This is a genomic window from Ruminococcus sp. SR1/5 (genome assembly GCF_000209835.1).
Taxonomy (GTDB): domain Bacteria; phylum Bacillota; class Clostridia; order Lachnospirales; family Lachnospiraceae; genus Blautia_A; species Blautia_A fusiformis.
The window spans coordinates 868,100-881,613 of sequence record NC_021014.1 but is presented as its reverse complement, the minus strand read 5'-3'; the positions used below and the strand labels follow the sequence as shown (position 1 = coordinate 881,613).

The window sequence follows — 13,514 nt, the reverse complement described above, 5'->3', positions numbered from 1 at the left end:
ATATGCCTTTTTGAAAAGCTGACGGACTACACTTAATGATTGTATTACCGTTGTACGTGCATATCCTTCTTCTTCGAGTCCCTTTATCATGTCAAGAATATGTGTTGGACGGACCTCTATTAACCTCATGTAACCAATATATTCTCTTACTCGCTCAAAACCATTTACATAGTTACTTAAAGTGGTTGCTTTAACAGAATGCACCACATAAATAAGCATCCATTTTTCATACCACTTTGAAACAGAAATTCTAGGATCATATCCTGCAATTCCGGGGGAAACATTAGCAAGGTAGGCATTTCTTTCTTTTTTTAGATGTTGTAAATTTGTACCATAAATTGAAAACGTTTTTCCTGTACCGCGAACGAAAATTCTGGCCTCATATCGTCCATCTTTTCTTTGATATAATCCTTTTCCTAATTCTTTACCCTTTAAGTTTTTGCCCATAACACCACCATCCTTTCTGATGATAATGCATGGCACTGGATATATATTTTAGCACAACAAAAAAAAGCTTTCAAGACTGCCGATCTATCCATTTTTGAAATTTTTTCTTATCAATCAGTGTTCTGCGCCCAATCCGTACCATGAAACAGTTTTCATTCATCAATGATCTCATTGTTTTCTCAGAAAGTCCTGTAAGCTCACAGGCTTCTTTAACGGATATAAGAATTTTATCGTTGTTTGCTTCCGGCTGTGTTTTTTTCGCAACATATATAACCGGTCAATATCTGCAGGCAGATGATATTGACCGTTCCTCCTCTCTATTATATAAATTCTAAAAAAGGCTGCCTGCTGGCCTTATAGATTAATCCAATGTTCTACGTTCCTGTTGGCTGACATAATACTCCACTGCTTCCTGTAAACTGCATCCTGCCCTATGGCTTCGACTTATTACACTGCTTTTATTTATTCCTAATTCCTCACAGCATACTTTAAGCGATGGATAAACAGTTCCATGATATTCAAATTCCGGGTTACTTAACATTTTTTCCTTTTTCTCGTCATAAAATGTGTAAACGATTCTTCAAGAGAACAATTCTTATCTCGTGCTCTTTGTCTCACACATATATCATCAATACCATATTTTTGACAACATGCCCGGAGACTTCGATATTCTATTCCTTTAAATGTGAATTTTTGTATTCTTTCGGCAATCATATCTTTATTTTCAATAAAATGCTCCAATGATTCTTCCATAGTACAATTCAATCTATATTTTCTTGAAGATACACTGTCAGCGTTGACTCCATATTCCAGACAGCATTCTTCCAAAGACCTATAGGTTTTGTCTCTAAAAATAAATACCGACGGCTGTATTTCCATTCTGGCTTTCTTTATGAAATGATCCAAAGATTCTTCAATGCTGCATTCTGTTGTTTTGGCACGGTTACGCACACTGGAAGCATTAACTCCGTATTCAGCACAACATGCTGAAACACTTTTATACTTTTTCCCTTTATAAAAGAATTGCATTTTCGGTGTTTCTGTTTCCTTTTTTGAATATAATATTTCACAGCTTCTTCCCATGTACACTTTTTTCGCCAAGCTCTACTGCGTACACTAGATTCATTAATTCCATAGAATTCACAACATTGTCCAAGTGAGATATATTTATTTCCCTCATAAAAAAAGCCTCTTTCGCACGATGCCTTTCTTTAGACATCACCTGATTTTCAGGAATTTCTTCTTTTTTCGTTACTTCTTTTGGCATACAACCTTCCATATGAGAGATAATTTCTTCCATAACATCCGCGTGAGGACGTTTCGCTTTAAATACTGCTGAACTTACTGACTTTGGCTTTAATCCATACGCAAGACAACATTCCGTAAAATTTTTGTATTCTTTTCCACGGAATTCAAAGGCTCTTTTCTCTTTAGATTTGATATAATGTGTAATCGCACGTGTAGAAGAAACCCCATTTTTTTCCATATACAAACGTACGGATATAGGATTTATTCCCAGGTCTTCACAACATTGAGGCAGTGATGGGTATTTCACACCATGATATGTGATTTCATGTGCTTTTTTCCATTCTATTGCCCGTTCAATCGCTTCCTGTGGTGTGCATTTTCGATTCCACATATCGGTCTTGACAGAATCTTCGTTTAAATCATAAAATTCGCAGCAGGTCTTAATGCTGGCCCATTTTCGATTTCGGAATATGATCTCTTTACTTTTTTCAATTCAATAAAATGTGTAATCGCTTCTTCAGTTCTACATTTATATTGATTCTGATACGCCATTACACTACGGTAACATATTCCATAAAAATTACAGCATTTATGCTTACTTTCAAAAGTTCTGCCATTGTACACAAATTTGAATTTCTCCATGTAATTTGATCTGATTTTACGTGGCATAAAAACTTCTTTCCTCCTTTTATCGTGATTGGATCTGATACATGTCAAAACATTTTGCCAAACAAAAAAAGACACTCCAAGAGTCCATTTTACTCTTTTTGTGTCTTTATCGGTTGATCCGCAGACGCGGTATAAAGTATAAAATTCTGACCTCGTATCAGAATAAAATTTTATGCAATCTGCCTTGCAAAATGTTCAATTTTATCGTATCATTCCAGATATTTAATGTCAATTTCACTACAGGCTTTAAACAGTAGCAGCTGCGTAGTATTTTACTCGTATTCCTGCGAATACATACATAAACTGTTGCATACATGTAAATGCCCCTCCGGTCTTTTCACCGGAAAAGGGCACTTACAGAAGACTTTTTGTATTCATGTCATACAAAAAATCACATAAATTAAGATTGGAAATGAAACAAACATAAGCCCAAAATCAACAAAGATCAATATCAGCCAAAGCAACTTTAATTTTTCCTCCAAATCTCATCCTCCGTTTCGAGTATATTTAAGGAATTCCATAAAATCCCTTATACTTAAATAAAAGAGAATTTCAGAGCTGTTTCTGTAAATATCCCCAAATTTTCACAGGAATTTCATTTTACTGTTAAAGTTACTTTTGTGATATATCAATCTGCTATTATGCGGCCTGTTCTTCCAGTTCTCGATTCCCAGCCTCCATTAAATCTTCCTCCAGAATTTCAGCAAGCAATTTGTTGCAATACCCAATACCGTTTACACGAACGCCTTTGTTGCGGAGCTCGTCAATCTCTTTTTTCCTAAGACTCTGACTTTTTACAGCCAGTTTATAATCTTCTTTTGCCAGTTTCTTTTTTAATTGTTTCTGCCATTTTATAAGAAAATCCCTTGCAAGCTCAATATCTTCATTCTGCTGGTTATAAAAAGTACGTGTCTGCCTTATGGTTCCATCCGGTTCCACTTCAAGCGTATAGTACGCCTCCGTTGGTTGTTCTGCCTTTCTCAAAAACAGGATATAGGATTCCTGCTGGCTCATTCGTTCATAATAGGTTTCTGTATTATTTACGCAGTGATGCATCAGTTTTGCTTCATACAAAATGTCATCCACTTTTTCCGGCACAACGATCTGATACTCTTTGTCCGCATATTCATATTTTTTCAAATCCCTGCATATACGATTCAGACCCGGATACTTCTTTTCCAGCTCTCCGGCTCTTAAAATCAAATCTTTTGCTTCTATCTCTTTTATCATTTCATTATGTCTCTGCATGAGCTTTCGTGCACGGTAGATAACAGAATCCTGCACATTCACTCCGACCCGAATTGCCATATTGAGATAATCCTTCCATGTTTTGATCAGGTCTTTCACGGATTCCCCACTTTCTGCTGCCTGCTTTTCCAGATAATTTTTGATCTGTAAAGGAGCCATACGGTCCATAATGAACATAAGATCCGCTGGTTTAAGCTTTTCCCGGCACATCCACGAAATCACATCGTCACGGATCAATTTGTTTTGGATTTTTTCAAGCAACAGCCATTGAAGGAAAATTTCTCCCCCATTGTTTGTACGCAACCTTTTTAAGCGGAATCTGTCAATTCCCAGTGCTTTTCCAAGTTCTCCGGAATCTTCACAATAGATCTGTGCTTTATTATCCATAATGTCCTCTGCCAGATGATAAAGTCCTGCTTTAATGAGCCGTTCCAGGTAGGGCCTTTCTCTAACCATTTCAAAAAAACTTACCGGATCTAAAAACCTTTTGACTTTTGCATATTCGTAGAATCCTGTCCTACGGAATGTCTTGTTTTTAATGCCATACAGTGATTTTCCATAAATATTTCCCATATTATATTTTTCATATGTCATATAGCCACCGTAACCTGGATACAGTGGAACCTGTAATTTACCCTGGATCCATCGGCTTTCTTTTGTCCAATGATGACGGCCAAAATAATATTCTTTTGTATTTAATTTTTCATCATACAGGATTCTCCGGCGCTCAAAGAAAGAATATACTGGTTTTTTATATGAGCTGCTTACTATGAGCATCTGAAGCTGGAATTCTCTCAAAACAAACACATTATCTCCACAGGTCTGAAGCAGGTATGCAGTCTCTTTTGGGGTTTCTATATTTTTGGCCCGCCCTAATGCTTTATATTGAATCTGATGTCTGCATTTTGGGCAATGCCCCACTGCATTATGGTGAGGATGGCTGATTGGAACTTCGCTTTCACACCAGCTACAATATCCTGTCTGATCTTTCCTGCGGCTGTAATGATAAAAGATAAAATTCTGGGTAATTCCAACTTTTTTCTGCCATCTCAGCCAGTCTTTCGGAATTTTTGGAAGTCTATCCATACACTGATCCCAGCTTGTCAGAATTTTTTCATATTTCATTCCCAGCCTCCGGTGTCTCTGGTCACATTGATATACATACAGTGCATAAAAAGCATCGTCATATTCACTTTCAAGATACTTTTGGATCAACGCTGTATCCGCCTCTTTCATATAAGAATTTTCCTGATATAACCATTTTGAAAAAATGGTCTTATCCAGCATACTTTCTGACCATTTCTTTGTCTGGTAATCATACCCTTTAAAAACATCGTTCTTTTTATCAACGTATAATGTATATACAGGTTTCCGACAATCCGTGGAAAGATATTCTGCCAGATAAAATGCTACTTTTAAAATATTGTTTTCTACTTCTGCACGTAAATATAGCCCCCTCTGATAAATCAGCTGCTCCGTATAGTATCCTTCATCTCTTACCGGCACATCTTCTTTTGCAAGTTTTATCAGTTCATCCGTAGCTTCCAGCAATTTCATGTTACGCAATTCTTTTTTATTCATTTCCGTCCTCTCCTTCATTTTCTGCTGTATATAATGTCATTTTCTCTTTTCTGCTCAAATGCAGCAGGGGAACTCCCTGCCGCATCCACTTTATCCTTTTATTTACGCCGCTATTTCAGTAGGGCTTTCTCCGTTTTCTGCCGATTCCACTGGTAGGTCCATTAAGTCTTTCTCTAAAAGATCAGCCAGAAGTTCCCCAGCAAATGCTCCGCCATGGACAACTACATGCTTATCACGTATCTCCTGATAGTTCTGCTGCCTGAGTTTCCTGCTTTCTTCTGTGCTCTTACGATCTTTTTTGGTTAATCGCTTCTGAATTTCCTTCTGCCACAATGTTAAAAAAGAAGTCACCTTATCAATGTCCTTATTTTGACGGTTAAATTCCGCACGTTTTTGCCGGATGGTTCCATCTGGTTCAACTTCCAGTGTATAAAACGGTACTTTCGGATTCTCTTTTTCCCGCAAAAACAGGATATAGCTTTCCTTTGAAACGATCCGGTCAAAATAAGTATCCGTCTTATTTACACAGTGATGAAGCGTATCACCTTCATATAGGATGTCATCGATACTCTTTGGCGCAATAACCTGATATTCACCGTCACTGAACTCATATTTTTCTTTCAAATCAATGAGATGTTTCTGAAATCCGACATACTTTTCTTCCAGCTCCCTGCGTCGGATTCCGCGTTTCATTTCTTCTATCTTCAAAACCGCCTCTTTATGGCGCAGTTGAAGATCTCTGGTACGGTAAATAATGGAATCATGTATATCCATTCCCAGTCTTTTTGCCATAGAAAGATAATCGTTCCACACCTGCAGCACATGGCTGATATCATCCCCGGATTTTTCTGATTGTTTCACAAGATAATGTCGAATCTGGCAGATGCTCATCTGATCCAGAACAAACTTCAGGTCGTTTGGTTCAAATCCTTCTTTTACCATCCAGCATATTTCTTCATCCCCGATTGTTTTTCCTGTACTCTTTTCAAGTTGCAGCCATTTAAGTTCTTTTACCCCGCCATTCATATCTCGGAGTCTTCGAAACTCTTTCTTATCTACGGACAGGAATTCTGTTGGTTTTCTACCTTTTCTTTTTATTGCATCTGTTGTCCTGTAATCCAGTACATCATCAACTAACTGGAAAAGCCCTGTCTTTACAATCTGTTCCAGTACCGGATACGTCTTCCACAGGTAAAGATATTTTCCAGGATCTATCTTTTTCTGACCAAGGGCGTACTCACGCAGACCTGTTTCTTTTAATTCATGCCTGGACAGATCCGACAGGGTATATGGATAAACCATTCCTTTATATTGACTGTCACAGCAAGTATAATACCAAGAACTTCTACACGAAATCCAACGCATTTCCCGTTGTTTGAACAGATCATAAACGAAATTGGAAATTTCCTTTCCATTTGCAGAGAAGATTCTTCTCTGCTCTTCATGGCAGGTAGTTTCGCAATCTGTATAGCCGCCCCTTTTATACCACGTTCTGGCATGAAAGATCCGGAGCACAAAACCAGAAGTCTTGCGTCTCCTCTGGATAAGATAGACTCTGTACCACTTTGTACAAAATCTTCCAGACTTTCCCACAGAACGAAAAGTAATCGGTTGTCCACACACATTGCACTGTCCTTTCTGGTTATATTTGGGTGAGCGGATAGGAACATGTTTTTTGCAATATGTACAGTATCCTTCTGTAGCACCATTTTTCTGATACTTGTAGAAGATATAGTGTTCCGTAATTCCATATTTTGAAACCCATCCGATCCAGTTCTTAGGCAGTCCAGATACAGTTTTCATCACCTGGTCCCATGAATCTGTAAGTTTTTTATCATGACGTATCCTTTGTTCTTTACGGATATTCGCCTGAAACTCTTCCAGTGCCCGGATTGCAGGCTGTATTGTCTTTAAATATTTTTGGATGATCTTTGTATCACAGCCATTTACATAGATGTTGCCCAAATTAGTTCTTACATCCCATAAGATACTTTCAAGAAGTGCCTTTCTCCATTTTTTAATTTTTCATCATAGGTAATAAACCGTCTCTCTTTTCTGCTGATAAACAGACGGTACCTTGGAAAGTTTATATTCTCCTCAATATCCGTTACGGCAAACAAATACACTTTTAAAATTCCTTTTTCTACTGCTGCCCGACAATACATCCGATATTTTCCGGGTTCACCCCTTTGTTTCTCCAGTGTACTCAAAGATATTTCCGTTTTCTTTGCATCGGCGATATGCCTATTCATCACTTTTAATGGTTTTAACTCCATCAACCTCTTTTTTCTCATAACTCCACCAGCTTTCCAGTCACATCAATCCATGCTTCCTCCGGATATTTCTGACCATCGATACAGATGACCCCAATTTCCAGTATCTGGCTGTTGCCAGGCTGCTCCTTTAAAAGTAACAGTAAATCGCCCTTTTGTCCTTTGGCTTTGGGGTCTTTTCCACGTACAATGCAAAATCCGTTGCAGCTGGTCCCGTTTTCTTTTGCAACATGGGAGTTCCATTTCCGGTTTGGATATTTCGCCATGTAAGCAGCTCCATGTAATAACAGGCTTCTCAATTCAATTTTCTTTAACAGGCGCATCTTTGTGCAGGAGATTTTTGAATCTTCCCCATCTTCATCCAAATCCCCTGATGCATCTACTATGTAATACACGGAATTTTTCCAATTCGGATAATAGCAGAGACAATCCAGTGGGTTTTCTGCACAATGAAATCCATTTTGTCTACAGTTTGCTTTTTCCGTTTCATTTATGCCATACTCCTGAAACTGAAAGCCCCGACATTTCAAATCCTTTTGAAATCCTTTATATGCGATCATATCCTTCTCCTTTAACTCTCTTTCGGCTGCATCATGTCAAACAAGGACATCTGCCCGGAATCTTTTGATTTTTTCTTGCTGATATGCTTTTCTTCCTGCTCCGCTGCTTCTTTGGGATGCGCCTCGGAATCTTTCTTTGTCCCCTGGTTTTTCGGTATTGTTTTCGTTCTCTTATTTACCGAATCCCATTCCTTTTGAATCTTTTTCTTTTCTTCCTGCTCTTTTTCTGCTATTTCTTTTTCATCATCTTTCGCATAATATTCAAGTACCCAGGGAAAAACCTGGTCGCCGGAGAGTGCCAGGCCTGTATTGGCCCGAATGCCGTTCTCTCCCTTTTTTTCGCTCCCTCCAGTGCAATGTTGTAGGCTTTTTGCGTCACGTAATCCAAACATCTCTGAAGCATCTTATGTTTTTTAACACCTGTGCATCTAAAGCAGAATCCGTTTTGGCAAGATTTACAAGATACTGTCCTATGATGTCCGCAAAGCCTGCATCCTTTAAGGCAAACATTTCTGCACGCAGTTTTTCAGACGCATTCGCAAACTTTCTTTCCTCAATCGGTATATCAACCAGCCGGTAACGGCTGCCTTGAATAAATTCCTCTGTCTGTTTTTTGGAAACTGCATGTGCTTTGGCAAGTTCCCGCACACCATCCATATTCCCACTCTGGCGGTAATACAATGCTGCTGTATTTAATTCTTCTGCAGTTTTTATGATCTCATTTAACATAATCGGTCCCTTCTTTCCTGATAAAAACATGAGGCAGAAGAAAAAATCTCCTGCCTCTGCCTGCTTTTTATGCCGCATTCATTTTCTGTTCAGCCGCTTCCATTTCTTTTTCTACTTCCAATGCAATCCTGCGTCTCTCAGCATCATCAGAATCCAAAAGGCTGATTATTTCCAGTACAATACGGCGAACCCATTCATTTTCCTCCCATCCTGCACAGATCTGACGGGCTTTTTCCGTCAGTTCCTTCCAATCAGCATCTTCCAGATCCCTGCCACGATATTCTTTATAGAAAGAATAGATTTCTTTCATGGCTTTCGGTGCCTGAATCTTTGCCGCTTCATCCAAATTGGAGAGGAGTCCCATCAACATGGGGTGGTTTTTATATTTTTCAATTAAAGGACGGATACCGGTCTGAATTTTACCCGTATAAAGTCCTAAAAAATCATTAAATATTCCTGCAATCAATTTCTGATCTGTCATTCGTTTCCTTCCTTTCTGTGAATTTTCTTACTCTGCGCCTGACCGTAGATGGAAAACACTGAAATGCTTCCGATACTGCATCCTGGCTGTATCCCTGATCAAGAAGAGCCTTCATAGCCGCTGCCTGTTCTGTTTCCTTGAGCTTTTTTATGGACGGTTTCCGAACTTTCTTTTTCAGTATTTTCCGGCAAAGCGGATGATCTGGTCCGTATTCGTACATTGTGCTGGCTTCCGCTGCATTCAAATTGCACAGGATTGCAATCAGCAGACAGTAATATCCCTTATATTCGTCGTCTTTCATGCCGCACCACCTTTATTGCCTGGTTTTCAAATGTACCTCTTTACCCTAATCTGCTTTAAATTCTTTTTGATCAAGACCATTTTCGAGCAGATATCTTTCCGTACCTTCTGGATCGAGCTGTGCAAGTCGTGCAAGATTAAACTCTACGACATAATAGCTGCCATAATTGATTTTCCTCTTACCTATAACTTTTCCGAGTTTATACTTTTCAATAAACGCAACCTTTGCTTTTGCTCCGCAATCCGAGATTATTGCCTGCCCTGGCCTTAGGAATCCCATAACTCCAATTGTAAGATCTCCGAATAATTCCAGCTTTTCCTCACATTCCTTTTGCTCTTGCCATAATCCGATATACAGGGATCCGTTGTAGTACATATTCACTCTGACATATAATTCCTCATGTCCACATTCCCAGTCATATCCCAATGGTTTTTCATCTTTTCGAATGCATATATCCTGTCCCATATTCTGCCTCCTTTTTTGATTTTCCTGTTCATCTTTTGTGGATTATTTTACATTTCCTCCCTTCCTGTTTTTTGCACACTTCACATTTCGTTTTTGGACAACAAAAAAGACACCAAAAATCTTCTTTTGATTTTTGATGTCTTCCTATTGATAAAAGGCCTTCGCCTAAATGTTGCTCCCGGAACAGCATATCCGGAACAAAAACTTTACTGCGTGGCAAACCATGCATAAAAATAATCCATTTATATGGTAACACAATATATTGTGTTCGTCAACAAAATACCGCGAACAGAATACTGTATCTTGTTACTTTAGCATTTTTTCAAATACGCTTACCATTTTTATTTTTCTGCCCTTTCTACGTCCATCAGGAAAATTTTCAAGGAAGCATATATTGGAATATATTATGAAAAATAAGATCCCATAAACGCACAAGGACGCTCTGTCGAGGATATGCAGAGCGTCACTCTCTTATGGGCTAAGATTTGTGCAAATTATAATAATACGTCCTAAAAAGGAAGGAGACCGATACTTTCGTACCGGCATATGAAAAAGAAAAATATTTAAAAATGAGATACCTTAATTAGCATCTGCAGTTATTAATATACAGTATATTTATGACGATACTATGGTATAAATTTTAAGAATCTGTGAAAATTATAGAATTTAAGCGGTGAAAATATGTCACTTGACGTGATCAAAAGATATTAATAAAATAAATAAATAAAATAAAAGAAGGAAATGTAATGAAAGCTTTTTTACCTGCGAGCAAAAATTGGGAAATACCATCTTCACTTTTTCACAAAAAGCAAAAGTTCTTAGTACAAGTCCCTTAAACGGCGGCATTACAAGACACCTTTCTCATGTTGTAAATATCAATTGTATGAATGGTTCTTATGAATGTAAAATGCTGGGAGATACTTACGAAAAAGATCTAGCTGCACATGTCCATGCCCTTGGGCTTTCCCCTTCCTGCACTACTGCATTAAGTACCGCAGCTTGGACGGAATTACGTGCTATAGAAGAAGTATGCTTTCGGGATCTTACGGTAACTGCTGTTGTAACCGGCGGAATTGACTCCAATGGTATGCATCCCGGCGATCCTGCTTCTTACTATGAAGAGGACGGAAATTATGAAATGCTTCCTCCTGGAACAATCAATATTTTTCTGTTCATTAATCAGAATTTGACTGATGCAGCAATGTCCAGAGCACTGATGCTCTGTGGAGAATCGAAAGCTGCTGCTGTTTCTCAGTTATTGCTGGGAAGCTGCTATTCCGAAGAGATCGCAACAGGTTCTGGAACTGACAGAATTGTAATCGCTTCTAATCTTTGTGGTACCAGAACTCTTACGGATGCTTCTGGACATTCCAAACTTGGTGAACTGATTGGAAAATCCGTGAAATCTGCCGTAAAACAAGCTCTTCTTAAACAAACAGCGGCCTCTGGCCCGAGACAATTTCTTTTATCTGCACGCACTGCAAGATATAAGATCACACCTGCTACTTTGTGGGAGTTTTATATAGAATACAGAGAAATTTTTAATGATTTTAAGATTTCTTTTGAAATGCCCTCATTATTGGAGCAGAAGTTTCTTGCACACAATCGTACCAGTAACCTGGTTCTATGTGTATCACTTTATCTTCACCTTATGGATCAGGTTCGTTGGGAGTTGATTATGGAGCCGGAAGCTATCCGGGAAGGGAAACGTCTTCTGATTTATGGACTCTATTGGAAAGATGGAGACTTTTTTGAAAAAGCATATCCGGCAAAAGCATGGGAGCAGCCCGGATTGCTGCATTTTTCATTAAAAGAACAGCTTATGTATCTGCTTTTATTGTATATTGCTATTTAGAATTGTTGGACATAGTGCTCAAAATTTCTAACTTTTAATATAAATGGGTAAGTCGAAAACCGACTTACCCACTATAATATTATTTTTATTTACTTCGCTACACACATGTTTTCATCAATCCATTTCTGGATATCGTCTTCGCTTACTTTAACCAGGCGGGCAATTTTCTTAACATCCATCCCCTCTTCTGCCATAGAAAGAGCTGTTTCTTTTGCTTTTTTAGTTCGCCGCTTTCCATTCCTTCGCTATAAATTTTTCCATTTCATGGCACATAAGCTCAACCCCTTTCTGCGTGTCTTTTAATTCATGTACCCTCTTTGCAAGAACTGGACTGTGCATTTCATCCGCATTCTTACAATGCAGATCATGCATAAGTCTCCCAAGTTCTGTGTCTTCCTGTTTTCTGGAATTCACATATATAATATGTGCTTCGTCCTGAAAGCTATCATCGGCTTCTTTGATATGCCTGTCAATATGGTAAATAGGAAAACCATACCCAAGGATGTCATCCCTGGTAATAAAAATCACATAGCTTTCCGGTAATTCATCAAAATCCTGACCTGGATTTAGAGTGTTCATGTCCATCAAACCACTATGGTAACGTGCCCTCTTAGGTGATGCACCTTCATTATCCTGCTGGATCTCCACATCAAACTGTTTGCCTTCGGAATCTCTGGCAACACAGTCCATGATTGCGGATCGTCCCTGCAGATTCTTATAATCCTTCTGGATGATCTGCTCAATTACTTTCAGATCCTGTTTTTCCATAATGACCTGCAGAACATATTCCAGGCATTCTCTCTGTTTGAAAACATTTCTCATAAATATGTCACTCATGAGTGTAAAATTCTTAATAATAACTTTATATCTTTCGTAACGTACTTCCAATCCGTTCTCTGGCACAATTTTTTCATCTGCCACGTTCGCTGTCACCTCCCACTTTATTCTTTTTATGTTATGAAGAAATTTTCGAAAAAGCTTTTGTTTATTTTATCTTAGCATCAATGAATGACCTTTACAAGACACTTTTTCCCCGAGTTGCATCGGGTGTTTTTTAACCTACCCGTTCCACATAGCATACACTGTTTCCCTTGCACTCAAATTCCGGACAAAGGGACAGCCATAATCTTTCCAGATCATTGATGTTCATGGCGTCCAATTCTGTTTCATCTTCTTCACCATAAATATTTACAAAACCGATCCGATATATGCCATACCCTTTATGTAGGTTTTTTACTACTTTTCTTCCTGCTCTTCGTATATTCATAAGCTCTCTTCTCTCCTCTCTTCTACTTCCAGCAAAAATGTATTGCAGGTATAACTTCCGGAAGCACTGACACCAGCGACCTCTCCAAGGCTGTCCAGATACTGGCTTCCATTTTTAGATGCGGAAATATACATATAAAAGTTTGTCAAAACATAGTTTTTATTTTCCAGAACATTCTTATAACTGCTGCTAAGCACAAGCCTTGCTCCAAGTTTTTCTGCTTTTTCTTTTACCAGCATAGCAGTTAAATTTACTGCTTTTCGTATTTCCTGTTCGCTAAGTCCGCTTTGATAATAACGTTCCAAAAACAAAACCAGTTCTTCTGCTTTATTTTCATGTGGTTCGCTTTTGACAGTCACATCAACAAACTCAATCGTCTTCCTTTCATCC

At 38.5% G+C, this 13,514-nt stretch carries 17 protein-coding genes; 1 reads left to right on the top strand and 16 read right to left on the bottom strand.

Annotated elements, in window-relative coordinates:
* From CK1_RS04560 to CK1_RS04500, 13 genes are all read right to left on the bottom strand, one after another.
* On the bottom strand, positions 1–447 hold a 447-nt coding region (locus tag CK1_RS04560), incomplete at its 3' end, for a tyrosine-type recombinase/integrase (protein ID WP_306288768.1).
* Positions 448–517: 70 nt separating this feature from the next.
* Positions 518–667 carry a helix-turn-helix domain-containing protein gene (locus CK1_RS04555; protein WP_279231466.1) on the bottom strand — a complete coding sequence of 50 codons (150 nt, stop codon included), beginning with the start codon at positions 665–667 and terminating at the stop codon, positions 518–520.
* Positions 668–981: 314 nt separating this feature from the next.
* Complete coding sequence (locus CK1_RS04550; RefSeq protein ID WP_306288767.1) at positions 982–1,530, bottom strand: hypothetical protein; 549 nt, start codon at positions 1,528–1,530, stop codon at positions 982–984.
* Entirely contained in the window at positions 1,514–2,086 is a 573-nt protein-coding gene (locus tag CK1_RS04545) for a hypothetical protein (RefSeq protein ID WP_015525110.1), read from the bottom strand. Before CK1_RS04545 ends, CK1_RS04550 begins: the two co-directional genes overlap by 17 nt.
* 917 nt (positions 2,087–3,003) lie before the next feature.
* On the bottom strand, positions 3,004–5,193 hold the full coding sequence (locus CK1_RS04540) for a PcfJ domain-containing protein (RefSeq protein WP_015525108.1): 2,190 nt from the start codon (positions 5,191–5,193) through the stop codon (positions 3,004–3,006).
* Between the two features lie 102 nt (positions 5,194–5,295).
* Positions 5,296–7,158 carry a PcfJ domain-containing protein gene (locus CK1_RS04535; RefSeq protein ID WP_306288766.1) on the bottom strand — a complete coding sequence of 621 codons (1,863 nt, stop codon included), beginning with the start codon at positions 7,156–7,158 and terminating at the stop codon, positions 5,296–5,298.
* 8 nt (positions 7,159–7,166) lie between these two features.
* Complete coding sequence (locus CK1_RS04530) at positions 7,167–7,487, bottom strand: hypothetical protein (RefSeq protein ID WP_015525106.1); 321 nt, start codon at positions 7,485–7,487, stop codon at positions 7,167–7,169.
* Positions 7,484–8,026 (bottom strand): DUF7666 domain-containing protein, encoded by a 543-nt coding sequence (locus CK1_RS04525; RefSeq protein ID WP_015525105.1) that lies wholly within the window; start codon positions 8,024–8,026, stop codon positions 7,484–7,486. Before CK1_RS04525 ends, CK1_RS04530 begins: the two co-directional genes overlap by 4 nt.
* Positions 8,027–8,037: 11 nt before the next feature.
* The gene (locus tag CK1_RS04520) at positions 8,038–8,418 is read right to left on the bottom strand and encodes a Cas9 inhibitor AcrIIA9 family protein (protein ID WP_015525104.1); all 381 of its coding nucleotides are present in this window, start codon (positions 8,416–8,418) and stop codon (positions 8,038–8,040) included.
* Positions 8,402–8,755, bottom strand: a complete 354-nt coding sequence (locus CK1_RS04515; protein ID WP_306288765.1) for a hypothetical protein — start codon at positions 8,753–8,755, stop codon at positions 8,402–8,404. The genes CK1_RS04520 and CK1_RS04515 overlap by 17 nt, the downstream gene beginning before the upstream one ends.
* Positions 8,756–8,822: 67 nt before the next feature.
* A complete protein-coding gene (locus tag CK1_RS04510; RefSeq protein WP_015525102.1) occupies positions 8,823–9,236 on the bottom strand; it encodes a hypothetical protein in 414 nt (137 codons plus the stop codon).
* On the bottom strand, positions 9,202–9,537 hold the full coding sequence (locus CK1_RS04505) for a hypothetical protein (protein ID WP_015525101.1): 336 nt from the start codon (positions 9,535–9,537) through the stop codon (positions 9,202–9,204). The genes CK1_RS04510 and CK1_RS04505 overlap by 35 nt, the downstream gene beginning before the upstream one ends.
* A gap of 45 nt (positions 9,538–9,582) precedes the next feature.
* Entirely contained in the window at positions 9,583–10,002 is a 420-nt protein-coding gene (locus CK1_RS04500; RefSeq protein ID WP_015525100.1) for a DUF4313 domain-containing protein, read from the bottom strand.
* Between the two features lie 775 nt (positions 10,003–10,777).
* Between CK1_RS04500 and CK1_RS04495 the strand changes: the two genes are divergently transcribed.
* Positions 10,778–11,857, top strand: coding sequence for an adenosylcobinamide amidohydrolase (locus CK1_RS04495; RefSeq protein ID WP_306288764.1), 1,080 nt, complete (start codon positions 10,778–10,780; stop codon positions 11,855–11,857).
* Positions 11,858–12,076: 219 nt separating this feature from the next.
* On the opposite strand, the gene CK1_RS04490 is transcribed toward CK1_RS04495, so the two are convergent.
* The 3 genes from CK1_RS04490 to CK1_RS04480 all read right to left on the bottom strand — a co-directional run bounded on the left by CK1_RS04490 (position 12,077) and on the right by CK1_RS04480 (position 13,483).
* A complete protein-coding gene (locus CK1_RS04490; protein WP_353611121.1) occupies positions 12,077–12,778 on the bottom strand; it encodes a PD-(D/E)XK nuclease family transposase in 702 nt (233 codons plus the stop codon).
* A gap of 133 nt (positions 12,779–12,911) precedes the next feature.
* Positions 12,912–13,124, bottom strand: coding sequence for a hypothetical protein (locus tag CK1_RS04485; protein ID WP_015525098.1), 213 nt, complete (start codon positions 13,122–13,124; stop codon positions 12,912–12,914).
* Positions 13,121–13,483 carry a hypothetical protein gene (locus tag CK1_RS04480; protein WP_306288763.1) on the bottom strand — a complete coding sequence of 121 codons (363 nt, stop codon included), beginning with the start codon at positions 13,481–13,483 and terminating at the stop codon, positions 13,121–13,123. The genes CK1_RS04485 and CK1_RS04480 overlap by 4 nt, the downstream gene beginning before the upstream one ends.
* Between the last annotated feature and the right edge of the window lie 31 nt (positions 13,484–13,514).